Annotated in this window: 24 protein-coding genes; 8 read left to right on the forward strand and 16 right to left on the reverse strand. The window is 58.3% G+C overall.

Translation table 11 applies throughout. The annotated features are described in order from the left end of the window. Window positions 1-10 precede the first annotated feature (10 nt). The 3 genes from pyrH to rpsB all read right to left on the reverse strand — a co-directional run bounded on the left by pyrH (window position 11) and on the right by rpsB (window position 2,801). Window positions 11-739, reverse strand: a complete 729-nt coding sequence (gene pyrH / locus PCS43_RS03455) for a UMP kinase (protein ID WP_003942722.1) — start codon at window positions 737-739, stop codon at window positions 11-13. Between the two features lie 200 nt (window positions 740-939). Further along, entirely contained in the window at window positions 940-1,767 is an 828-nt protein-coding gene (tsf, locus tag PCS43_RS03460) for a translation elongation factor Ts (RefSeq protein WP_007734877.1), read from the reverse strand. A 152-nt stretch (window positions 1,768-1,919) separates the two neighbouring features. Beyond that, window positions 1,920-2,801, reverse strand: coding sequence for a 30S ribosomal protein S2 (gene rpsB / locus PCS43_RS03465; protein ID WP_113682954.1), 882 nt, complete (start codon window positions 2,799-2,801; stop codon window positions 1,920-1,922). 307 nt (window positions 2,802-3,108) lie between these two features. Between rpsB and PCS43_RS03470 the strand changes: the two genes are divergently transcribed. Next, on the forward strand, window positions 3,109-3,609 hold the full coding sequence (locus PCS43_RS03470) for a M23 family metallopeptidase (RefSeq protein ID WP_042924423.1): 501 nt from the start codon (window positions 3,109-3,111) through the stop codon (window positions 3,607-3,609). A gap of 25 nt (window positions 3,610-3,634) precedes the next feature. Here PCS43_RS03470 and PCS43_RS03475 read toward each other — a convergent pair whose 3' ends face one another. Together PCS43_RS03475 and PCS43_RS03480 are read right to left on the reverse strand one after the other, a co-directional pair. Continuing rightward, window positions 3,635-4,744 (reverse strand): MinD/ParA family ATP-binding protein, encoded by a 1,110-nt coding sequence (locus PCS43_RS03475; protein WP_003942711.1) that lies wholly within the window; start codon window positions 4,742-4,744, stop codon window positions 3,635-3,637. A gap of 123 nt (window positions 4,745-4,867) precedes the next feature. Then, window positions 4,868-5,794, reverse strand: a complete 927-nt coding sequence (locus tag PCS43_RS03480; protein ID WP_003942767.1) for a tyrosine recombinase XerC — start codon at window positions 5,792-5,794, stop codon at window positions 4,868-4,870. 84 nt (window positions 5,795-5,878) lie between these two features. On the opposite strand from PCS43_RS03480, the gene PCS43_RS03485 reads away from it, so the two are divergent. Further along, window positions 5,879-7,051, forward strand: a complete 1,173-nt coding sequence (locus PCS43_RS03485) for a multidrug effflux MFS transporter (protein ID WP_007734871.1) — start codon at window positions 5,879-5,881, stop codon at window positions 7,049-7,051. Here PCS43_RS03485 and PCS43_RS03490 read toward each other — a convergent pair. The 5 genes from PCS43_RS03490 to PCS43_RS03510 form a co-directional block, all read right to left on the reverse strand. Continuing rightward, window positions 7,048-7,818, reverse strand: coding sequence for a siderophore-interacting protein (locus PCS43_RS03490; RefSeq protein WP_209908335.1), 771 nt, complete (start codon window positions 7,816-7,818; stop codon window positions 7,048-7,050). The two genes, PCS43_RS03485 and PCS43_RS03490, sit on opposite strands and share 4 nt — an antisense overlap. Window positions 7,819-8,112: 294 nt before the next feature. Then, a complete protein-coding gene (locus PCS43_RS03495; RefSeq protein WP_003942721.1) occupies window positions 8,113-8,472 on the reverse strand; it encodes a histone-like nucleoid-structuring protein Lsr2 in 360 nt (119 codons plus the stop codon). A gap of 461 nt (window positions 8,473-8,933) precedes the next feature. Then, window positions 8,934-10,061 carry a DNA-processing protein DprA gene (gene dprA, locus PCS43_RS03500; RefSeq protein ID WP_209908332.1) on the reverse strand — a complete coding sequence of 376 codons (1,128 nt, stop codon included), beginning with the start codon at window positions 10,059-10,061 and terminating at the stop codon, window positions 8,934-8,936. Then, window positions 10,058-11,566: a YifB family Mg chelatase-like AAA ATPase gene (locus PCS43_RS03505; protein WP_209908330.1), complete on the reverse strand. Its 1,509-nt coding sequence runs from the start codon at window positions 11,564-11,566 to the stop codon at window positions 10,058-10,060. Before PCS43_RS03505 ends, dprA begins: the two co-directional genes overlap by 4 nt. Next, complete coding sequence (locus PCS43_RS03510; RefSeq protein ID WP_037130401.1) at window positions 11,566-11,922, reverse strand: YraN family protein; 357 nt, start codon at window positions 11,920-11,922, stop codon at window positions 11,566-11,568. The genes PCS43_RS03505 and PCS43_RS03510 overlap by 1 nt, the downstream gene beginning before the upstream one ends. A gap of 189 nt (window positions 11,923-12,111) precedes the next feature. Between PCS43_RS03510 and PCS43_RS03515 the strand changes: the two genes are divergently transcribed. After that, complete coding sequence (locus PCS43_RS03515; RefSeq protein ID WP_178377384.1) at window positions 12,112-13,077, forward strand: transglycosylase domain-containing protein; 966 nt, start codon at window positions 12,112-12,114, stop codon at window positions 13,075-13,077. A 556-nt stretch (window positions 13,078-13,633) separates the two neighbouring features. Here PCS43_RS03515 and PCS43_RS03520 read toward each other — a convergent pair. Together PCS43_RS03520 and PCS43_RS03525 are read right to left on the reverse strand one after the other, a co-directional pair. Further along, the gene (locus PCS43_RS03520) at window positions 13,634-14,338 is read right to left on the reverse strand and encodes a hypothetical protein (protein ID WP_143173159.1); all 705 of its coding nucleotides are present in this window, start codon (window positions 14,336-14,338) and stop codon (window positions 13,634-13,636) included. Window positions 14,339-14,399: 61 nt separating this feature from the next. After that, window positions 14,400-14,888: a hypothetical protein gene (locus PCS43_RS03525; protein ID WP_073513749.1), complete on the reverse strand. Its 489-nt coding sequence runs from the start codon at window positions 14,886-14,888 to the stop codon at window positions 14,400-14,402. 356 nt (window positions 14,889-15,244) lie between these two features. Here PCS43_RS03525 and PCS43_RS03530 point away from each other — a divergent pair, with 356 nt between their 5' ends. Continuing rightward, entirely contained in the window at window positions 15,245-15,643 is a 399-nt protein-coding gene (locus tag PCS43_RS03530; protein ID WP_073513748.1) for a hypothetical protein, read from the forward strand. Window positions 15,644-15,756: 113 nt separating this feature from the next. On the opposite strand, the gene PCS43_RS03535 is transcribed toward PCS43_RS03530, so the two are convergent. After that, window positions 15,757-16,257 carry a CAP domain-containing protein gene (locus PCS43_RS03535; protein WP_178377383.1) on the reverse strand — a complete coding sequence of 167 codons (501 nt, stop codon included), beginning with the start codon at window positions 16,255-16,257 and terminating at the stop codon, window positions 15,757-15,759. Window positions 16,258-16,532: 275 nt separating this feature from the next. Further along, entirely contained in the window at window positions 16,533-16,988 is a 456-nt protein-coding gene (locus tag PCS43_RS03540; RefSeq protein WP_073513746.1) for a hypothetical protein, read from the reverse strand. A 109-nt stretch (window positions 16,989-17,097) separates the two neighbouring features. Between PCS43_RS03540 and PCS43_RS03545 the strand changes: the two genes are divergently transcribed. Further along, entirely contained in the window at window positions 17,098-17,715 is a 618-nt protein-coding gene (locus PCS43_RS03545) for a hypothetical protein (protein WP_073513745.1), read from the forward strand. A gap of 374 nt (window positions 17,716-18,089) precedes the next feature. On the opposite strand, the gene PCS43_RS03550 is transcribed toward PCS43_RS03545, so the two are convergent. Then, complete coding sequence (locus PCS43_RS03550; protein ID WP_143173156.1) at window positions 18,090-18,725, reverse strand: GIY-YIG nuclease family protein; 636 nt, start codon at window positions 18,723-18,725, stop codon at window positions 18,090-18,092. Between the two features lie 66 nt (window positions 18,726-18,791). On the opposite strand from PCS43_RS03550, the gene PCS43_RS03555 reads away from it, so the two are divergent. After that, complete coding sequence (locus tag PCS43_RS03555) at window positions 18,792-19,577, forward strand: hypothetical protein (RefSeq protein ID WP_073513743.1); 786 nt, start codon at window positions 18,792-18,794, stop codon at window positions 19,575-19,577. Between the two features lie 206 nt (window positions 19,578-19,783). On the opposite strand, the gene PCS43_RS03560 is transcribed toward PCS43_RS03555, so the two are convergent. Next, window positions 19,784-19,966 (reverse strand): hypothetical protein, encoded by a 183-nt coding sequence (locus PCS43_RS03560; RefSeq protein ID WP_073513742.1) that lies wholly within the window; start codon window positions 19,964-19,966, stop codon window positions 19,784-19,786. Window positions 19,967-20,025: 59 nt separating this feature from the next. Here PCS43_RS03560 and PCS43_RS03565 point away from each other — a divergent pair, with 59 nt between their 5' ends. Then, window positions 20,026-20,538 (forward strand): recombinase family protein, encoded by a 513-nt coding sequence (locus PCS43_RS03565; protein ID WP_209908328.1) that lies wholly within the window; start codon window positions 20,026-20,028, stop codon window positions 20,536-20,538. A 397-nt stretch (window positions 20,539-20,935) separates the two neighbouring features. Next, the gene (locus PCS43_RS03570; protein ID WP_073513494.1) at window positions 20,936-21,442 is read left to right on the forward strand and encodes a hypothetical protein; all 507 of its coding nucleotides are present in this window, start codon (window positions 20,936-20,938) and stop codon (window positions 21,440-21,442) included. Window positions 21,443-21,545 lie beyond the last annotated feature (103 nt).

Consider the following 21,545-nt stretch of genomic DNA (forward strand, 5'->3'; position numbering starts at 1 on the left):
TGGGTGTCACTCACGACTTGATCAGGGTGCCGATCTTCTCACCGGACACCGCGCGAGCGATGTTTCCTTCGGTGAGGAGGTTGAACACCATCATCGGCATCGAGTTGTCCATGCACAGGCTGAATGCCGTCGCGTCCGCGACCTTGAGCTCACGTTCGATGACCTCACGGTGCGTGATCTGTTCGTACATCGTCGCGTCCGGGTCGAGACGCGGGTCGGCCGAGTAGACGCCGTCGACAGCCTTGGCCATCAGTACTACCTCGGCACCGATCTCCAGCGCGCGCTGCGCAGCAGTGGTGTCAGTCGAGAAGTAGGGCATACCCATCCCGGCACCGAAGATGACTACGCGCCCCTTCTCGAGGTGCCTGCGTGCGCGAAGGGGGAGGTACGGCTCGGCGACCTGGCCCATGGTGATGGCCGTCTGCACGCGAGAATCGACGCCCGCCTTCTCCAGGAAATCCTGCAGAGCGAGGCAGTTCATGACGGTGCCTAGCATGCCCATGTAGTCGGAGCGCGCGCGATCGAGGCCACGCTGCTGCAATTCCGCTCCGCGGAAGAAGTTTCCGCCGCCGATGACCACTGCAACCTGTACGCCCGATCGAACGACCTCTGCGATCTGCTCAGCCACCTTGGTGACCACGTCGGGATCGAGACCGACTTTGCCGCCTCCGAACATTTCGCCGCCGAGTTTGAGCAGGACCCGCTTGAATCCTGGACGTTCGTTGGCTGGTTCGGACATTGTTCTCCTCAGTTCGATACAAGACCTTGTAGGTCCTTCATTCTTCTTCTGCCGCCGAATCGGACACCGCGGCATAGGAAAGCCCCCGGGACTCGTCCCGAGGCACTCTCATCCTGCCTCATCGGAGGCCCCAGGTACACGTAGACCCCGCCGGTAGAGCAAATGCTCTTCAGGCGGGGTCCATGTGTGCGGGCTCCGAATTAAGCGGAGGCGCCGACCTCGAAACGCACGAAGCGCTTGATGGTCACGCCTGCCTCGTCGAGGATCGCCTTGACGGTCTTCTTGGAGTCCGTGACCGAAGACTGCTCGGTCAGAACGACGTCCTTGAAGTAACCGTTGACGCGGCCTTCGATGATCTTCGGCAGTGCCTGCTCGGGCTTGCCTTCTGCGCGGGCGGTCTCTTCGGCGATGTGACGCTCGGAAGCGACGATCTCCTCGGGAACCTCGTCACGCGTGACGTACTTCGCCTTGAGTGCTGCGACCTGCATTGCAGCGCCGCGAGCGGCCTCAGCAGCAGCATCGCCTTCACCGGTGTACTCGACGAGAACGCCGACAGCGGGCGGCAAGTCGGAGCTGCGCTTGTGCAGGTAAACGGCAACGGGGCCGTCGAAGGAAGCGACGCGGCTCAGTTCGAGCTTCTCACCGATCTTCGCGGACTGCTCCGCAATGACGGTGTCGATGGTCTTGCCGTCGAGCTCGAGCGCCTTGAGAGCGTCGAGGTCAGCAGGCTTACCAGCAGCAGCGACGGTCACGATCTCGTCGGCCAGCTTGATGAACTCGTCGTTCTTGGCGACGAAGTCGGTCTCGCAGTTGATCTCGATCATGACGCCGTCCTTGGCGACGACGAGACCCTCAGCGGTGGTGCGCTCTGCGCGCTTTCCGACATCCTTCGCGCCCTTGATGCGCAGCTGCTCGACGGCCTTGTCGAAATCGCCGTCTGCATCTGCGAGTGCGTTCTTACATGCCATCATTCCGGAGCCGGTGAGCTCACGGAGCCGCTTGACGTCAGCGGCGGTGTAGTTCGCCATGATTAGCGAGCCTCCTCATGTGTCTGTTTCGGACCTAGGACTAACGGTGAAGCACGGCCTAACGGTGAAGCACGGCCTGACGGTGGTGCTCGGGCCTAACGGTGAAACGGCCCTGACCAAAAGAACTCTTGGTCAGGGCCGGTTTCAACGAATCAGGCCTCGGTGGCCGGTGCCTCTGCGGCGGGGGCTGCCTCAGCCTCTGCAGCCGGAGCTGCCTCAGCCTCTGCAGCCGGAGCTGCCTCAGCCTCTGCGGCCGGAGCTGCCTGCGAGAGCAGTTCCTGCTCCCACTCGGCGAGGGGCTCGCCTGCGCCGGCTTCGGGCTTCGCGTCCTTGTCGGCGCTCAGTCCTGCACGTGCCTGCACACCTTCGGCAACCGCGGAAGCGACAACCTTGGTCAGCAGTGCTGCGGAACGGATGGCGTCGTCGTTGCCCGGGATCGGGTAGTCGACGAGGTCGGGGTCGCAGTTGGTGTCCAGGATCGCGATGACCGGGATGTTCAGCTTGCGAGCCTCGGCAACTGCCAGGTGCTCCTTGTTGGTGTCGACGATCCACACCGCGGAAGGAACCTTGGCCATGTCGCGGATACCACCGAGGGTGCGATCCAGCTTGGTCATCTCACGCGTGAGCATGAGGATTTCCTTCTTGGTGCGACCTTCGAATCCACCGGTCTGCTCCATTGCCTCGAGCTCCTTGAGGCGAAGCAGACGCTTGTGAACGGTGGTGAAGTTGGTGAGCATGCCGCCGAGCCAACGCTGGTTGACGTAGGGCATTCCGACGCGAGTCGCTTCGGAAGCGATGGACTCCTGCGCCTGCTTCTTGGTACCGACGAAGAGAACGGTGCCGCCGTGGGCAACGGTCTCCTTGACGAACTCGTACGCCTTGTCGATGTACGTCAGCGTCTGCTGGAGGTCGATGATGTAGATGCCGTTGCGGTCGGTCAAGATGAATCGCTTCATCTTCGGGTTCCAGCGACGGGTCTGATGTCCGAAGTGGGTTCCACTATCGAGCATCTGCTTCATGGTTACGACAGCCATGGCTGTGTACCTCAAACTTTCAATCCGGTTGATGCAGGCGATCGGGTGATCCCTGCCCTGGCACCCGCACGGCCGTCGGACCTGTTTCGTGAGAACCAGGACCAGCCGAGGCCGGAAAACGTGCGCGGGCGCGCGAAGTCGGACTGTGCGAGCACAGACCGCTCGACAAGTGTACGTCCTCGTCCCCCGATGCCATAACCACCCCGGTAGCAACAGACCGAACCGGCGGTTGTGGATCGGCGGCTACCTTGTGGATTACCCGTCTGATCTGCATTGAAGCGTGCGCTACTCCACGCAAGATCAAGGAATGACGATCTTGCGCGGAGCTCGACGAGGCGTGGTATTTGCCGTGATCTCCTGCTGTGTCGCCGTAGGCACGGCGTCAGCAGACACGCGATTCGACTGGCCGCTCGCTCCTCGGCCGCACGTGGAACGCGCTTTCGACAAACCGGCCGAGAACTGGCTGCCGGGTCATCGCGGGGTCGATCTCGGCGGCAGCGCCGGCCAATCCGTCCTCGCGGCCGGCGACGGCATCGTGGTGTTCGCGGGAGTGGTCGCCGGAAAGCCGACGGTGTCGATAGATCATTCCGGCGGCCTACGCACGACCTACGAACCCGTCACCGCAGTCGTTCGCACAGGTGAACGCGTCGCAGCCAGGTCAGTGATCGGAACCCTCGAAACCGGGCACGAAGGGTGCGCTGTCGAAGCATGTTTGCACTGGGGCTTGCGCAGAGGACGCGAGTATCTCGATCCACTCGGACTGGTTCGGTCGCAACCGCTCAGGCTCAAGCCATTGAAAGGAGGCTGATCGGTCGCAGAAATCGGTCGCAGAATCAGTGCCATTCGGAAACGGCGTGCCGACCCACAGCGTCCGCGAAGTCGTCGGCCACCATCGCTGCCAGTTCCATGAACGCTCGTCTGGTGGCCGGTCGCATCAATTCGAGGTCCATCACCGACCCCTCCGCGAGATGCTCGTCGAAAGGAATGACCTCGACGGCGCGGCATCGACGCATGAAATAGTCCACCAACGCGTCCATGTCGATGACGCTCGACCCGGGTCTGGCGGCGCTGATGACGACGACGGTCCGCTCGACCAGATGGCCGTATCCGTGCAACTGAAGCCAATCGAGCGTTGCCGCTGCACTGCGCGCTCCGTCGATTGCCGGCGAACTGACGAGAACCAACGAATTGGCAAGATCCAGAACGCCGTTCATCGCCGAGTGCATGATCCCGGTACCGCAATCAGTGAGGATGATGTTGTAGTAGACCTGCAAGATGTCGATGACCTGGCGATAGTCGGCCTCGCTGAATGCCTCCGAAATCGCCGGATCCTGCTCACTCGCCAGCACCTCGAGACGACTCGACGACTGGGATGTGTGCACTCGAACGTCCGAATAGCTCTTTATGTCCGGTCTAGCAGCAATCAGATCGCGCACTGTCGAATTGGTCTGCAGCGGAACACGTTGTGCCAAAGTCCCGAAATCGGGATTGGCGTCAACCGCCACGACGCAGTCACCACGCAGCGAAGCAAACGTCGCACCGAGTCCAACCGTGACCGTCGTCTTGCCCACGCCGCCTTTGAGCGAGAGCAGAGCGACTCGGTAGTCGTTGCGGATCGGCTGCTCGATTCGGGCGGCCAGTGCACGGTTGCGCTGTTCGTTGGTCGAATCCCCCAGATTGACCACACCTCCGGTCGCACGATGCAATCCCCTACGCCAGCCGCCACGCGGCGTCCGTTTCGGGCGTTTCAGTAAAGCTTCGGCAACCAGATCCTGGTTTGTCACCTGCTGTTGGCTCGACGGTGGCGGTGGCGTGGACCAGACCTCTTGCAGTCGCGCCACAGGCTCCGGCGTCGGCGCCGGCTCGGGAGCCGGTTGCGGCGATTCGGACAGCCAGGCTGGTTGGCCGCTGTTCGGCAGGTGCTTCACATCTTGGCGGTTCACGAATCCCCCGGATATCGCATGTAATCGCGTGTCTCGATACGACGATCGAACTTTGCCGATTGTTCACTCTTCTGAGCTGCGACGCTACCAAATACCAGCCGAGAACTCGCGTCGCTCCACAAATCAGGCGCGCGGATGGGCCTGATCGTGGACGGATCGAAGCCGTTCGACCGACACGTGCGTGTACAGCTGAGTGGTCGCCAAACTCGCATGACCGAGGAGTTCTTGGACCACACGAAGGTCCGCACCACCCTCCAGCAAATGTGTCGCAGCCGAGTGCCGAAGCCCGTGCGGACCCATGTCGGGAGCCCCTGGAATTGCAGCCATGGTTTCGTGGACCACCGAACGCGCCTGACGCTGATCGAGCCGGCCGCCTCGAACTCCGAGGAGCAACGCTCGCCCGGACCGATCCGAACACAGCGCGGGTCGTCCGTGCTCCAGCCAGCCGTTCAGTGCCGATTCTGCGGGCAGGCCGTATGGCACCGACCGCTCCTTGTTCCCCTTGCCGAGAACACGAAGCAATCGTCGATCGGCATCGACCGACTCGACGTCCAGTCCACACAACTCGCCGACGCGAATTCCGGTGGAGTACAACAATTCCACGATGAGTCGGTCTCGCAGGGCGAGCGGCTCTTGTTGCTGCGCACCGCTTTCCGCCGCATCCATTGCGTCGAGGGCCTGGCTCTGACGCAGCACCGTCGGCAGCGTCCGGCGAGCTGGTGGAGCCGCCAGACGTGTGCCCGGGTCGACGGAAATGCGTCCGGTCTGCGCGAGCCACGCAGTGAACCCACGCGCCGAAGAAGCCCGTCGAGCTACCGTCGTACGGGCTGTTCCTACGGCATTCTGGGCGGCCAACCACGAACGCATGACACTTAGGTCGAGGCGGTCGAGATCTGCATTCTCCGAACCCGCGGAGAAATGGGTCAGCAATGCCCGCGCGTCACCGACGTAGGCGCGGATCGTGTGTTCCGACCGGCCTCGGCTCAGTCGGAGGTGCTCGGCATACGCATCGAGGTGAACGCTCAAGCTCGCCGGCAATGCGTCAGTCATGAACACACGCTCGCTCGCCGCGATTGAAACTGCAAGCTCCCTCGCCGATAGGGTTGATCGGTGAATCGAGCAATTCCTCTGAAGATGTTGTGCGTACTGGCACTGATTTCCGCAATCGCTCCACTGTCCATCGACATGTACCTGCCCGGCCTACCGTTGATGGCGGATGCACTCGACACTACTGCGGCCAGCGTTCAGCTCACGCTGACCACCTTCATGGCAGGCCTCGGAATCGGCCAGCTGATCATCGGTCCGATCTCCGACGGACTTGGCAGGCGACGAATACTGCTGGCCGCGACAATCATCACGGCACTGAGCGGCGCGGCATGCGCGGTGGCGCCGAACATCGAGTTTCTCATCGGTGCACGACTCGTCCAGGGCTTGAGTGGAGGCGCTGCCATCGTTCTTGCCCGCGCTTGTATTGCCGACCGAGCGCGCGGCGACGACGCAGCGAAGCTCTTCAGCATCATGATGATCATCGGCGGTATCGCTCCCGTCGTCGCGCCACTGATCGGCGGCGCACTTCTCGGCCCCGTCGGATGGCGCGGAATCTTCTGGGTCCTGGCTGTCGCGGGCGCCGTGATGGTGGCTGGTGTCGTTTTGCTCGTTCCCGAGACACTTCCGCCCGAGCGACGCCACGGCGGCGGATTGAAGGCCCTGATCTCGAATCTGCGATACGTGGTCCGCAATCGGCACTACCTCGGATATGCGCTCGCATTCGTCTTCGGATTCGGCGCCTTGTTCGCGTACATCTCCGCGTCACCGTTCGTCGTTCAGAACGTTCTCGGGCTGAGTCCGTCACAATTCTCGATCGCGTTCGCAGTGAACGCCACCGGAATGGTCACGGCAGCGATGATCACCACTCGCCTGCTCGGTCGCGTCGGAGCACGCACGCTGCTGCGTTTCGGGGTGTGCCTACTCCTCATGGGCGGCGCCGTATTGTTCTGCACCAGCGTGGTTTTCAGTTCCACGAATACCTGGTTGATCTTGGTCCCACTGTTCGTGGCAATTTCGAGCATCGGGTTCATCATGGGCAATGCGACCGCTCTCGCCCAAGGAGAGGTCACCAACGCGGCCGGGACCGGTTCAGCGCTGATGGGAGCGGGCCAGTTCGGCTTGGCGGCGCTGGTTTCGCCGTTGGTGGGAATTGCGGGAGAAGACACGGCAGTTCCGATGGCAATTGCAATTCCCACCTTCGGAGTTCTCGCGGCCGTTGCGCTCGTGTTGCTGACTCGCGGCACGGCCGCCGCGAGTTAGTTTTCGGCCGCGGCGAGTTCGGACTTCCAGACCCGGAAGCCCTCTTCGGTGCGACCACGACGCCAATAGCCGGAAATAGAAGCAGCCGACGCCGGGACATTTCGTTCCTTGCGAATGTACGGCCGGAGGTTGTGCATGACGGCTTGCGCTTCACCGTGAATGAACACGTGTGGTTCGCCCGGCAACCACTCGAGCGCGTTGACCGCGGCGACAACCGGAGCGTTGTCGCCCGCCAATTCTTCGCCGACCGCGTCGGACGATGCCCCGCGATGTAGCCAGGTCACGGCAATACCTTCTGGGGCATCGAGCGCGATTTCGTCTTCCGGTCCCCCGACTTCGACAACGGCGTAGCCGACCGCATTCGGCGCCAATCGCGCTATCGACGCGGAAATAGCGGGTATTGCGGTCTCGTCTCCGACGAAGAGATACCAATCAGCGGTTGGTGACGGCGAAAACGCGCCACCAGGTCCCCGCAGAGTAATCTCAGCGCCCGGCTGAACTGACGCGGCCCACGGACCTGCGACACCCATGTCGCCGTGGACGACAAAATCGATTGCAATCTCTTTGGCATCAAGATCGTACGAACGAATCGTGTAGGTGCGCAGTGTCGGCTGATCAGGAGTGCCGAATTCGATCTTTACATAGGAATCGCTGTATTCGCTGGGAGTGAACGACTCGAAGCCTGGTCCCCCGAGAAACACTCGTACCATATGCGGGGTCAATTGTTCGGTCCGCAGAACCGTCAATGCAGTTGTCGGCTTGGCCACAGAAAGATCCTTCCGAAAGTTAGTGTTACCTAACTAATGTACACGACAATTGCAGCACGAGGGCGAAATACCTCGCCGGCGACTCCACACAGCGCTCTGTCGACCTTTGTACCCAGCGAAAGAAACCGACCAATCTGCTGGGTAAATTCGGTGCTGTATAGACGAATTATCTGATCTGCTTCACATGGACGACCTGTCGGACAAAGCTGTCCGAGAACTCGGCAAAGCAACAGTAAAATACACCTCTGGCTCCCGGCGAAGTTCGCCGAGAGCCAGAGGTGTATTTAATTCAATCTAGTGTGCAGCGTCGAAAGCGTCGATGATTTCCGCTTTGATACGCCCACGCGGAGCAACTTCGTAACCGTTCTTACCTGCCCAGTCACGGATGGCCTGGAGCGTCTCCTTGGAGCGTCCGGAACCTGATGTGGCCTGCGGAGATGCAGCCTGAGCCTTCTTGCCACGCTTCCCGCTCACCTTCGCAGCAGCCTCGACGAACGGCTTCACCGCAGCGTCGAACTTCTCTGCATTGGTGGCGCGCAGATCGATCACGTAATCCGTTCCCTGGTAAGAGAACTCAATTCGATCACCGAATCCATCGTCAATCGGCTTACCATCAAGGTCGTCGATGAGTTGCCGAATCAGCTTCTCAGCCATTGCACTCCTCTTTCAATGATCGATTCAATTCTCCTTCACAATACACAGATAGAGCGTTGATGAACAAAAGAAGTTCGAAAGCCTTCACCGTTTCCGAACAGACTCAATGGTCCGAATTAGCAGCGGGTTAGCGGCATTGCCTCGACCGAACACGACCCTGAAAATTCTGCACATTCATCCCTCGGATGCCGGGTGTCAATCAATGCCCGCCGTCATCGTGATCCAGACTAATCGGACTTCCATGCACATTGACCTGAGGCTTTCCTGAGACCCGTCGAACTTGCAGGTCGGGTCGGCGAAACGCATCGAGAATTACATTGCACACAGTCGAGCAAATTCGTGAAAAATAGCCCTGACGTGGCATTTCCGATGCGCTGCGGGTATTGACGATTCACGGTCTTCGCAAACGATTAGTGAGCATCGCCACGCGTGGTCTGACGGGCGCAGAAGTAGTTCACGTACTACCGCGTCCGAAACCAACCACTGGAATCAGAACTTGCAAATCCCTCCAGTTCGAGCAGAGGAAGAGTGGCACGAACCTGAGCTATGAGCAATCCCGATTCCTCGGACAACTCACGCGTACTGCGAGACCCCGTTCCCGGCAATGCTTCGTATACCAATCGAGAATTGCCTCGCAATGCGTCGATGTCACGCGTCGCGGCTGCATCCTCCGCGGAATCCCCGACTCCAAATGGGCCTGAAGCTTCGACTACATCCACGGCATTGGAAACGAGTTGCGCTTCACCTTCGCGGATCATCCGGTGACATCCGGTCGACGATGCCGAGGTAACCGGTCCGGGCACCGCCATCACGGGACGGCCTAACTTCCGAGCCCAATTGGCGGTATTGCGTGCACCACTGCGCCAACCCGCCTCGACCACCACTACTCCGTCCGACAACGCAGCTACCAGTCGATTCCTTGCCAGAAACCGGAACTTTGCAGGTGTTGTGCCCGGCGGATATTCACTTATCACTGCACCCGAACTCGCTATCTGTTTGAGTAGTCGCGCATGCCCTGACGGATACGCTCGATCCACGCCACAGGCCAAGACAGCCAGTGTGTTTCCACCTACGCCCAATGCAGCGCGGTGCGCGGCCCCGTCGATACCGAAGGCCGCCCCGGAAATCACGGTCCATCCGTCGACAGCCAGGTCATCGGCAATCTCTGCCGTCACGTGTTCGCCGTACGCAGTAGATGCCCGCGTGCCCACAATTCCAACCGATCTCTCGGTCAGATCAACCAAATCCCCGGACCCCAACACCCACAACACAAATGGTGCCGTCTCACCCCCGGAAGGATCGAGTCCGTCAAAGGAAAGCATTCGCCACGCCGGCCAATCGGCGCAGTTCGGTGTTACGAGTCTGCCACCCATCGCCTCCATCAGGTCGAGGTCTCGTTGGGCTGTGTCGATGTGAGCGCGGGCTCGCGTCTTCTCCTCGATCGCGGGTGGCAGATCGCCGTTACGAACCGCCCTCGCAGTTTCTTCGACCCCGAGCTCGTCGATCAACATGGACATATACGCGCTAGGACCCTGCACGACGCGGGACAGATATGCCCAAGCGAGTAGTCGTGGATCGTGTGCAGTCATTGGAATCCCCTGTCTCGAAAGTCGAGTGCGGTGACAACTTGGTCTGGTCCGGGCATCGGCTCACCTGCCAGATCAGCGACACTCCAGGCAACCCGCAACGCTCGGTCCGCCCCACGAGCAGTGATGACACCTTTACGCAGCGCCCGTTCCACCGGTGCCAGCGCTGCACGCGAGAGTCTGAACTTCTGTCTCAACGCCGGCCCTGGTACCTCCGCGTTGGTCCGCCACCCGTACTCACTCCACCGCTGGGCTGCAGTGTCTCGAGCCGCCGCCACGCGCGCACGAACATCGCTGGTGCTTTCCCCCACTTCGTCGATCAGCGCTCCGGTTGCTACCGCCTGCATCCGGACCCTGATGTCGACTCGGTCCAACAACGGGCCAGACAATTTCCCCAGGTAACGGCGACGCGCCGCGGGTGCGCAGACGCAGTCCGCGTCTCGCGGCGGCGCGCATGGGCACGGATTCGCGGCCAGGATCAGCTGGAACCGCGCCGGGTACCGAGCAACTCCGTCCCGCCGGGCGATTCGCACTTCCCCGTCTTCGAGTGGTGTGCGTAGCGCTTCGAGCACCTTCACCCCGATCTCGGCACATTCGTCGAGAAACAGCACGCCGCGATGGGCGCGGCTGACCGCACCAGGACGAGCCATCCCACTACCACCACCCACCAGCGAACTGACCGACGAACTGTGATGCGGCGCAATGAAAGGCGGCATATCGATCAACGGCCGATCCTCCGGCAACACCCCCGCCACCGAATGAATCGCCGTCACCTCCAACGACTCCCCCTCCGTCAACGGCGGAAGAATCCCCGGAAGCCTCTGCGCCAACATCGTTTTCCCGATCCCCGGCGGACCCGTCAACATCAAATGATGCGCACCCGCCGCAGCAACCTCGATCGCCCACCGAGCATCCGTCTGCCCGACAACCTCACTCAAATCCCGCACCGCCACCACACCAGCACGCTCGAAAACATCAGGAACAGCAAGCGCCAACTCCCCACGCAACCACCCGATCACCGCGGACAGATCGTCAGCGCCCAGCACCTCGATCCCCTTCACCAAGCCCGCCTCAGCCAACGCCCGAGCCGGAACCACCACAGTCCCCCACCCCGCCCGCTTCGCCGCAAGCACCGCAGGCAACACACCACGCACCGTCCGCAAACGACCGTCGAGCGCCAACTCCCCCAAAAACACAGTCTCCCGCAACAACTTCCGCGGCAACTTCTTCGCCGCATCGAGAACTGACAACGACAAAGCCAAATCGTAAACACTGCCCACCTTCGGCAACGTCGCCGGCGACAACGCCAAAATCACCTTGCTGTCCGGCCACTCCTCACCAGAATTGGTCACCGCCGCTCGAATCCGATCACGCGACTCGTGCAACGCAGTATCAGGCAGCCCCACCAAATGCACCGCAGGCGACCCGCGCCCGATATCCGCCTCGATCTCCACGATCTGCCCGTCCACGCCACTGACCGCAACAGAATGCGCCCGCCCCAACGCCATCAGAACGCATCCACAAAATGCTCGACCGAAGGCACACCGTCCCGGCCGATCAACACCGCCACCACATCAAAACGCACCCTCGACCACGACCGACCCGAATCAGTGAGCCACTGCATCGCCAACACCCGAATCCGACGCTGCTTCGCGAACGTCACCGACTCCGCCGGACTCCCGTACCCGACACCCGACCGAGTCTTCACCTCCACGAACACAATCCGATCACCGGACGTCGCAACAACATCCAACTCGCCGTACCGACATCGCCAATTGCGTTCGACAATCTCCAAACCCGCATCGATCAGGAACTCGACAGCCACATCCTCACCCCGAGCCCCCAACGCCATATTCCTCGCCATCGCAGCCCCCACCACTCACACCCCGCGCCCGCCCATACGAAACGCGTCCCAACCACCACCCTCGACCCACCACCACAAAACCAAGCCATCCGAAAACAACCTGTTGACAACTCAGAACCTGTGGACAAACTCAACATGCACTGGCTATTTGTCCCGTGCGTGATTTTCCAGAGAATTGGGAGGCCACCCATGGATACCGCCAACACCACAGCTTTCGACAGGTCACGGGGACTCTCCCTCGACGATCTGCTCCCCGAGTCTCAGCGGGTACACACACCGGAACCCGAGTACGAGATCTACGAGCCGGAACACCTGCCGGCCACCCGCAGGCATCGCCCCTGCTGGCGTCGATGGACGATATACGTTGCGCTCGTAATGCTCACTCCCCTAGTGCTTTCGGAGATGATGACCCTCTCATACCGATGGTTCACGCCACCTCGGACATCGTTCATGCTGCAAGACGAAGGCCCGATCGCTTATCAGTACGTCGATCTCGACCACATCAGCCGATACATGATTGCAGCAGTAATCGCTCACGAAGATCAGCGACTTGGTATGCGAGCTGGTGGGGTCGAGATCAGCGACTTGACCTCTAAGGCAAGGGAATACATGGACGGCGATGCTGGAGTAGGTGGATCAACCGTCCCCCAGCAGTTGGTGAAGAATATCTTTCTTTGGCCTGGACGTAGCGCTATCCGTAAGGGACTCGAAGCAGTTATGGCGACAGAGTTCAGCTACTCAATGTCAGATCAGCGGATCTTGGAGCTGTATCTCAACTACGCACAGTTCGGTCCTGGCCTGAACGGGGTGTGTGCTGCGAGTTGGTACTACTTCAACACCCCACCCTGGTTCATGAGTGAGTACAACGCCAACCAACTATCAGGGGTCCTGCCTCGACCTGCGTACATCGAACGTGCAGCAGACGGCGGGATCTACCTCGGCCCCGATGCTGATCAGCTGGCGATTGAGAAGGTGGACATTGCCGCGAGGTTCAACCCCGGCTCGATCGCTTCGCTTGGTGGATGGGAAGGCACTGTTGCGACAGTGGGGATTACTGACTCCGCACTCGATCACGCAGAAGAGCGCGGCGAGGACTCTTGCTCGACCATGCCCGACAGTGTTGCTGAGCGATTGATCTCAGACGGATTCCGCTGAGGTTTACCCCGCGCTAGGGCACTCGGGAGGGAGAGGTCCAGTTCCGTCGAAGGGAACGAAGTTGTAGTCGCCTCCAGACGGCGGAATGTAGCCGAAAACGCTGAAACACGGCCGCAAAAGATCCTCAGCTGGAATCTCTTCCGCTCCTGGGGGCAATACGTCGTAGTCAGCCTGGGTTGGGTACACCCGACAATCCACACCTGGAAAGTCGGGGAGATAGTGCTGGATACAAGCTTTTGCGAGATTTTGCATCACAACTGGATCAGTGGAGTCAGCTATGTAGGTGACGTGGGCACGCGCACGCGGGTAGACGCCCGATTCTCGGTAGTCCCGCACATTCGTTTCAATGAACCCCTCGTCACCGTCTTCTGGCACCGGAGCGCGCTCAATTCCGTTCGGCCAGGATCGGTTTACACCAGAGCTTTCATTCTGATCGGATGAACAAGCCACCCCAGACGCAAGCGCCAATCCGATCAACGCAAAAGACGCGGTGAACCTGTAGCCAGTTGACCTACGCAACACTACACTCCCTACTAGATATGAAATCTTGGAACGCTCAGAAGAACGTGTATCCCTCGCGTGTCACCGAGAACCCTGTATCGGTCGAATCATTGCGGCAGCTCACCCCGGTATCAGCATCCATTGCGCACGTGAAACCCAGCACCTGAATCTGGCTCCCGTACGGGAAGATGTATGGCTGCAACTGATCACGGGTTTCCATCTTCGATACGCCAGCCGTGATCGCGTAAACCGAGGTCTTCCCTGTCTTGTCTACGGAGATTGATGTCGCTGGAATCTCTCGGTCCGATCCACCACCTAGTGGGACAAGCAATCCAGTGACGAGCGGCTCGCCTTGTGGGGCTGAACAGTTCGCACTGTCAGGGGTGATATAGCACATGAAATTGCCACTAGGACTAGCGATTCGACAGACGCCGTTGGACTCGCACATCCCTGGCGACACTCGCTGCTTGTCAAAGAGACCCGCACCAGACACCGCCGTCGTTGGTGGAGGCTGGGTTGTCTCCACCACTTCGGTTACTGAGCCAGGTGTTGCATTCACCCCCGGTAAGGCCTGGCTCGATGAAGAAGGCACAGACACCGCCTGACTCGCATCCGTATTGCCGCGAGTAAGCGCCACCACGACAACGGCGAGCGCCACAATCACCACAAGACAGACACCCAACGCAATGAACAGCGGAGTGGTATTACGCGGCGGTTGCTGATAGGGCTGTTGCCCGCCTGGCGGTGCGGGGTATCCCACGTCGGTTTCTCCTTGCAGAAAGTCTGGTGGTGAAACAGTAGGGCATAACCGACAAACGTGACTACGAGACACTCTGAACTAGCTGAGGAGACGCCTCGCTGCGCTGGTCGATGTAGTCGCGCCAGTACTCAGGACGTGGGCAGTAGTTGAAACGAAGGTTCGTCTCGGTGCCTGCTGTTTGGATTAGAAGATTGCCGTAACCACCAACGAACGCCAATGGTCCCCCTCGCTGCACGTTGAGGTCTTCGATCTCATTCCAATCGCAGTGAGTCTCGCTGCTGAGGAACAGACTCCCCCAGTTCTTGATCGTCACGCCGCTGTCGGTGAGTGTCATCGAGTGCAGGTTGTAGACGATGGCGGTTACCGCTGTGGAGATCAGGACGACGACGCCCATCAGCTGGAGGATCGCAATCGGTGTCGTGTCCCGTGGGTTTTGAGTGTGGAGGAAGTACGCCAGGCCACAGATGAATCCAGCGATCAAAAGGCCAACCAGAATCAAGCCAACTAGGCCAAAGAGACTGCGCCGGATGATGATTGGTTGGCTACCCATACGTTCTTAGCGTACGACAGCGAGACGATTTAGTCACTACCACACGTATCGACTTTCAGGTTGAAGTTTTACGAATAACGCTCGGGTTCCCTATTTACCTCAACTCTGATCCCTGGAAAACGAACGCGCTTTACAATCCATTCCAAGTTCTATCGAATTAATGCACTGAGAGAAACGGCACTATGACTAATCAACCCTATCGCCCGCCTAATCGCGAGCCAGCATCAGCGGAAGCATGGCGGGCCCGTAACCAACAACCTCCTCCGCAAATCCAGCAACCAACACCGGCACCATACTTCGCGGGTGTACCCCCAGTCGGGCAGCCAGCGTTGTTGCCTGCGCTGCCTACCAATTACATGCCCAACATGATCGCGGGTCTACTGGCGTGCGTCGGGATAGTGGTCGGCAGTCTCGGACCATGGGCAACCTTCCTCAACTTCTCGAGGGCAGGGATCGATGGCGATGGCATGTTGACCATGATCCTCGGCGTCATCGCGGCAATCGCACTCTTCAGCATTCTTTCCAGGGGAGGCAAGGCCAAGTTCGGCGACCGGTGGGTTGCCCCTGCACTAGGCGCAATCACCCTTGTGATCGCAATTGTCGACGCGGCCAACCTCGCCAACCAAGAAACCACTGTCTTGCGATCGGCCATCGGACCCTCGATCGGATGGGGCCTCTGGGTCGTCCTACTCTGTGGGGCTTCGCTCTGCGTCACCTCATTCACCGTGGCTCGGGCTGTAGCAAAACGCTCGTAACGACCTGGCTGCCAAAAGAAGCCGTAGGAGCGTATTTAACGCGCTCCTACGGCTTTACAGCGAACAACCTGGGTTAGTACACATTTCAGACTTGATCCGCTGCACAAGAGGCTTCAGCGTGACCGCACTCCAACATGCTGCACGGTCACCGTCGTCGTCTTCCCCTGCAACGTCCCAGTCTTCTGACAGATCCCTTGGTCCTGGAAGTCTCCAAGTACGTTCTCTCGGTGAGATGAATTGTTCATCCAGGCATCAATGAGACTCGCATCGTCGGGGTATGACTTCGCAAGGTTATCCCCCGCTGTTGTGTAGCGGTAGCCGGCCTTCTCGATGAAGGTCCAGGGAGTCACGCCGTCGGGTGAGGTATGTGCCCAATAGTCCTGTGCGAGCACGTGATCCGCTTTGGCGCACGCGCTCGATCTGAGTGTCTCACTTGTTATGAAGGGTTGCTTGCCCGCTTTGGCCCTCTCGGCATTGACGAGGGATTCGAGGGAGTTCGGGCTCGCGGCGCCACTGGAGACGGCAGCAGGTTCAGCCAGCGACGGTTCGGGCTTGTCGGCCGTCAAGAACGCTAATGTCAGCATGATGATGGCGGAGGTGAACATAGAAGCCATGAAGATACCTCCGAGCGGCCAACGATCCATCGCGCCTTTACTCATAGGTGTAGATGCCCTTCTCGGCGCTTCATCTCGTCGTGGCTTGCAACCATGCTTCGATGCACGAGGGCATAACTTGTCACTTCGATGCCGCCTGAATCATCTTTTGTGTACGACGGAACGATGTAGTGCTGCTCTAGCTGTGGGACTGATGTGTCGAGTGTGATCCTGACGTATCCAGCTGGACTCCTATCGTCAAAATTGATGGTGAGTTAAATTTCGAGACTCATGACCTATTGCTCTTCTTCCAGAACCACGGTCCACTCACCATTCCCCGAAACATCGAGGTAGTAGCCACCAGAACTCTTGTACATCAACGTATCTCCACTTACCGAAGCCATTGTGACCTCAGGGGTTCCGCCGTGTTTGTCGAGAGACTTACCCTCTGCCATCACGTAGATGTTCACGAACGGGCTGTACTCACCGTGCACTGTGTAAGTGATCCGTTGCTTGGAGCTGTTCAGCTGGAAGATGTCACTGCGCTTACTTGTCGAGCCGGACAGCTCGATGACCTTGTGCCAGGACTTCTGTTGCGCGGGTGCTGGCGTCGAGGTTTCAGTTGAAACTACGAGGCCAGTTGGTTGGTCGGTCTTTTGAGTGAAGGCTGCGACGGCGATGAAGGCGATGATTACTAGTAGAAAGACTACGAGGCCGCGGCGGTTCTTATTGGGTTGATCGCATGAACTCATATTGCGTTGATTCCTGCTTATTTACTATGCAAATAACTATGAGCCAAACTAAGGAAAAATGCAATAGCGAAATGCTCCGGACTGCGAAAAAAGGCTGAGGAGTCCACTAGTGCACCCGATCATCTACGATCTAGTGATGTCGTTGATAAGAATCACCTTGAGCATCGTCACCATCGCGACACTCGGTTTGACCGTTGGATGCTCAAGTGATGACGAAGTGAACACCGTGGAAGCTGTGCCCGAGTCGGTTGACCCGACAGGAACGCCATTCCGGATCACAAGGACTGAGACCCCGACATCAACAACGGCAGCCAGACAGGAATGCGCAAAGCCGACGATTGAGATCACGAACACTGAGTTGTCAGATGAGGGTTACCAAGTTCCGCTCACGAGTGGTACCACGTGGACGTTGAGGTCCATAACCGTCAGAGTCACCAACGCCTCCTCGAACAAAATCGCGACGACTGGTGTCCGAGTGTTCGTTTCCGATATCAGTAGCCCTGGGGGAAAGATCCTGGCGATCCCCGTCGATACGGGGAGGTTAGATCGGCCGTATAAGACGATCGATCCCGGTCAACACTTCGACTTCCAGAGTGACGCGACAATGGGTGCGATCCTATCCAATGAGTCGGAACCATCGATCGATGCTCGCCTTTATGACTGGCATTTCTCAGACAAAGATACTGACATCAAGTGCAACATGATGAATCCGAAATTGCACAACTAGTTCTCCGGGACCTCCGGCCAGCAGGTGCGAACTCTCAGCAGTACTTCTCGTACTCAATCGCCGCGTCGTTCTTCGTACAGGTGCTGTTCGCATCGTTGAGCATGTCAAAGCGCAGCTGTGCGCACTTCGACTCCGAGTACTTCACCACGTACGTGTTGCCTGTATCAGGTTTCTTGTCGGACCCGCTGATCGCGTTCACACAAGATGTGAATAACCACAGACATAGCAGTACGAACAGAACAATCCCCAGGACGGTTGGAAAGCCAGACCACCACTTGGTTTTCCGGTATTCGCGTTGGCCATGGAATCCTCTTCCCCCTGAGTTACTTACTTGACTGAGATCTCGTACTCACGACGGGAAGCGTTACAGCTTGCTACTTGCCACCCACACCAGGGTTCGGCACCACTGGCAATTCCCTCGCCCGATCGCGTGCCGACTGCCGCGCAGCCTTCAGAGTTGGGAAGAAACTGTTGTGCGCGTTGGCATCCAAGTTCAGAGGAACGTCCAGGCTTGAGATGAGCTGATGCTCCAATACCCAAGGCTCGGGGTTCAGAACCCAGGACACCAATGCGTTCTCAGCCATCCACTCGGACAAGACCTTCTCGCCCGCAACGAATGACAGCCGTTTGCCCGAACCAACCAGACGTAGCTCGATCCCCAGACGATCCGACAGTAAGCACCCAAGTGTCAGCCGCAACGTCGAACCGGCAGCATTTCCTGTGTAGTGAGTCTTGATGCGTGTACGAATGCTCTGTTTGCTGGGCGCTTTCCCGTTAGCGGGAGGCGCTGATGGACTGATGCCCGTGTATAGCAAGGTCAGCCCGTCCTTCTTCGCACACCCTGACGTGTTGATGTCGGCGGGCAACTCACGGAACCACCAGCCGTAAACACCAGGAGTGGCCGGCACGGGGCAAGGACTCGTTAGAACCTGAGCACGAGTGTGCGGAGATGCTGCCAGGTAAGAGGCGCCTTCATCCACGGTGGCGTCAGTGGTGGGGATCAGGTTCATAGCCAGGATGTTCGCATAGCGGTCCGACAGTGAAGGACGATCGGTCGGATCTGCTTAAATCAGCGGGTGCAAACCCCGAAGTTTTCAAGGACCTACACGACATTGCGGTGGACCTGCATCCTTCTGTTCGCCGTCATCGTAGTCCTTGCGCTGATTGTCCTCGTTCCGCTCTTCGTCGAACGTGTAGATCAGTGGAGTGGTTGGCAGAGCGGGGAGTGGGCAGCCGCAGGTGCATGGCTTGGCGGAACGATGACATTCTTCGCGGTAAGTGTCGCGGTCTGGCAAACCAACAACGCTAACAGGCAAGCGCGAGCAGCTGAAACACGGGCAGGAATTGAGCTCGCGGCTGCTGCTACACGGTACGACGAAACGATGGCGTACCAAAAGGCAGCCGCCCTACGCGACAGAGAATGGGCTGCGGTTCAAATGGTTTCGCGGGCAGTCAGCACAGTGCTTGCTGAAGTCAATGGAATTCACGAGATTGACACACTACACAACGACCTCAGGACAACCCTTACAACTGAATACATACTCGACCGACGCAAACTGGCCGTGAACCGCATCAGTGAATCAGCACATGACGTTCAGCTCGCATTCTCTCAACTTGTCGACATCAAACTATTGTTAAATACTCAATTCATCCGAGAACACATAAAGAACATCACCGACATGATTAGCGAAGTAGAAAAAACTCCGCATATGATCATTTGGCAAGAAGCGCAACGCTTTTGCGGTCCGCCAAAGGAGCAGAACAAGCAGTTACAGAACGCTATCGTCGAGAGGTTCTCTGAGATCCTTGAATTCCCGACTGGAAGAAGGTCGAGCGAGTCGCCAGCAGAAGCAACTAACTAAGGTTCTGGCGGTACTCGGAGATGTCTTTTTAAGAAGTGGTTGGAATGACTTTGATGAGGCTATTGACTGATGCACCATCGCTGAGGCAGAGAGTCTCGGCTGGACAGTCAAACAAGACACCCCACCCGAAGAGATCACCGAACTCTCCATAGCCGAGCTAGAACAGAAGCTCGACCTCACGGCGGGCACGTTGCGAGTGAAAAAGACTAAAATAGAACGTGGCCGAGCCATGCTAGGGCGGTCCAGATGACCCCGATAGCCCCGCAGATCGCGAAGAACCCACTGAGCGCGGCAGCGGTTGCCCACGCTTTCTCCGTCATCGCCCACCGACTAAAGGCGAAGAGCGCGGCGACCAGCAGGATCGACAAGACAAATTCACCAAAGCTCATCGGATGACCGTACAGGTCCACGCCGCTACCAATCACCAGCAACCACCAAGAGGAGGCATATGCCAAGAGTTATCGCCTATGTGCGAGTCAGCACCAACAAGCAAGACGTGGAGAACCAACTCAGCGGCACACGCATCTTTGCCAAGCGAGAACGTATCGAGATCACTGAGACTGTCGGCGAGACGATCAGTGGCTACAAGAGCACCTTGACCGAACGAGAGTTAAGCGAAGTACTCGAAGGACTTGAACGCGGCGACATGCTCGTCGTAAGCGAGACTAGTCGTATCTCGCGTCGGATTTTGGACGTACAGAACACGATCCATGACCTACTCGATCGTGTCGTCGCGGTCAAAGAGAACATCGTCTTCAAGGACGACATCAACTCCAAGGTGCTCGCATTCGCGTTCGGACTGTCTGCTGAGATCGTGCGCGATCTCATCTCGGCACGAACACGGGAAGCGTTGGCACGCAAGAAAGCTGAAGGCATGATCCTTGGCCGGCCAGTCGGTTCGGGCAAGGTCGAAAACCTCAAGCTGTATGCAAAGACGAGCAGATCCTCGAACTTCAGCTGAAACGAGTCTCCAAGTCCGCAACCGCCCGCATGTTTGACGTGAACCGCGAAACATGAATCGCTACATCGAACGTCAAAATTTGGACCGGGTATTGCTATGGAGAAGCCACAACAAAACCACCAATTAGTAGATATATGCAAGATCTGCTGGACGTGGTTGCGACATCAAATCGCAGCGAAAGTCAATGGGAAATTTCTCCACAGGTAGCAGCACATTGAAATAGAAAATCGTCAAGTGAACAACTTTTCTCTTGACAAACCGCTGGCATTGCTGGCCGTCGAGGGTAGCTAACTATCCAAGCGAAATCGCGATGTTAGTCGCTATACATCCGCTCGTCGTCCAGCTGTGTCAGCGGTAAACAGGTAAGCGTTGAGGACCTCAATGGTAGCCTGCCCAGATGGTGGAGATAGGTAGTGGACTCAGTGCCGTCCTAGGCGCTTTGGTAGGCGGCTCAGCTTCGTATGCTGGAACGTGGCTTAATCTGAAATTCCAGGCAAAGCAGGCGAAACACTCTCGCGCCAATCTGCTGAGCGATCGCCGACAGAACGTCCATCAGGAATTACTATCAACCGTCTACATGTTCGTCGAGCGATCAAGGGTTGTTTGTGAGCTCCTTGACGCAAGAGATACCGCGCCGAACGAGTTAGCAACGGCCAAGGCTCAGTATGTTTTGGCTTGGGAGGAAATCAGCTTATCTCGAGGAGCGGCACTTCTAGCAGGGCCTCAGGCCGTGAGCGAGGATCTCCTGAGCATGCTGCTAGCAGCATCCGAATACTCGCTGGTGATCGATCGATGGCTAGCAGGAAAAGGAAAATCTCAGAGCCTAGATACCATGCGTCAGAACTTTTACGACGCTCGACTGAAGTACATCGAAACAGCACGCAAGCACCTTGAATTAGACTAACGAAATAGGCGGCACCGCCCGCAAGGAACAATTGAATATGGAAAAGTATACTCCCCAACAGAACCCGAACGCTACAAGATCAACACCGCTCAAGAGGAAGCAC

The sequence above is a fragment of the Rhodococcus sp. C-2 genome (genome assembly GCF_027854095.1).
GTDB lineage: Bacteria > Actinomycetota > Actinomycetes > Mycobacteriales > Mycobacteriaceae > Rhodococcus_F > Rhodococcus_F qingshengii.

Coding starts and splice junctions, on each gene's coding strand:
- pyrH (WP_003942722.1), bottom strand. CDS start 739: ATGTCCGAACCAGCCAACGAACGTCCAGGATTCAAGCGGGTCCTGCTC.
- tsf (WP_007734877.1), bottom strand. CDS start 1,767: ATGGCGAACTACACCGCCGCTGACGTCAAGCGGCTCCGTGAGCTCACC.
- rpsB (WP_113682954.1), bottom strand. CDS start 2,801: ATGGCTGTCGTAACCATGAAGCAGATGCTCGATAGTGGAACCCACTTC.
- PCS43_RS03470 (WP_042924423.1), top strand. CDS start 3,109: ATGACGATCTTGCGCGGAGCTCGACGAGGCGTGGTATTTGCCGTGATC.
- PCS43_RS03480 (WP_003942767.1), bottom strand. CDS start 5,794: ATGACTGACGCATTGCCGGCGAGCTTGAGCGTTCACCTCGATGCGTAT.
- PCS43_RS03485 (WP_007734871.1), top strand. CDS start 5,879: ATGTTGTGCGTACTGGCACTGATTTCCGCAATCGCTCCACTGTCCATC.
- PCS43_RS03495 (WP_003942721.1), bottom strand. CDS start 8,472: ATGGCTGAGAAGCTGATTCGGCAACTCATCGACGACCTTGATGGTAAG.
- dprA (WP_209908332.1), bottom strand. CDS start 10,061: ATGACTGCACACGATCCACGACTACTCGCTTGGGCATATCTGTCCCGC.
- PCS43_RS03505 (WP_209908330.1), bottom strand. CDS start 11,566: ATGGCGTTGGGGCGGGCGCATTCTGTTGCGGTCAGTGGCGTGGACGGG.
- PCS43_RS03510 (WP_037130401.1), bottom strand. CDS start 11,922: ATGGCGAGGAATATGGCGTTGGGGGCTCGGGGTGAGGATGTGGCTGTC.
- PCS43_RS03515 (WP_178377384.1), top strand. CDS start 12,112: ATGGATACCGCCAACACCACAGCTTTCGACAGGTCACGGGGACTCTCC.
- PCS43_RS03525 (WP_073513749.1), bottom strand. CDS start 14,888: ATGGGTAGCCAACCAATCATCATCCGGCGCAGTCTCTTTGGCCTAGTT.
- PCS43_RS03530 (WP_073513748.1), top strand. CDS start 15,245: ATGCCCAACATGATCGCGGGTCTACTGGCGTGCGTCGGGATAGTGGTC.
- PCS43_RS03535 (WP_178377383.1), bottom strand. CDS start 16,257: ATGGCTTCTATGTTCACCTCCGCCATCATCATGCTGACATTAGCGTTC.
- PCS43_RS03540 (WP_073513746.1), bottom strand. CDS start 16,988: ATGAGTTCATGCGATCAACCCAATAAGAACCGCCGCGGCCTCGTAGTC.
- PCS43_RS03550 (WP_143173156.1), bottom strand. CDS start 18,725: ATGAACCTGATCCCCACCACTGACGCCACCGTGGATGAAGGCGCCTCT.
- PCS43_RS03560 (WP_073513742.1), bottom strand. CDS start 19,966: ATGAGCTTTGGTGAATTTGTCTTGTCGATCCTGCTGGTCGCCGCGCTC.
- PCS43_RS03565 (WP_209908328.1), top strand. CDS start 20,026: ATGCCAAGAGTTATCGCCTATGTGCGAGTCAGCACCAACAAGCAAGAC.
- PCS43_RS03570 (WP_073513494.1), top strand. CDS start 20,936: ATGGTGGAGATAGGTAGTGGACTCAGTGCCGTCCTAGGCGCTTTGGTA.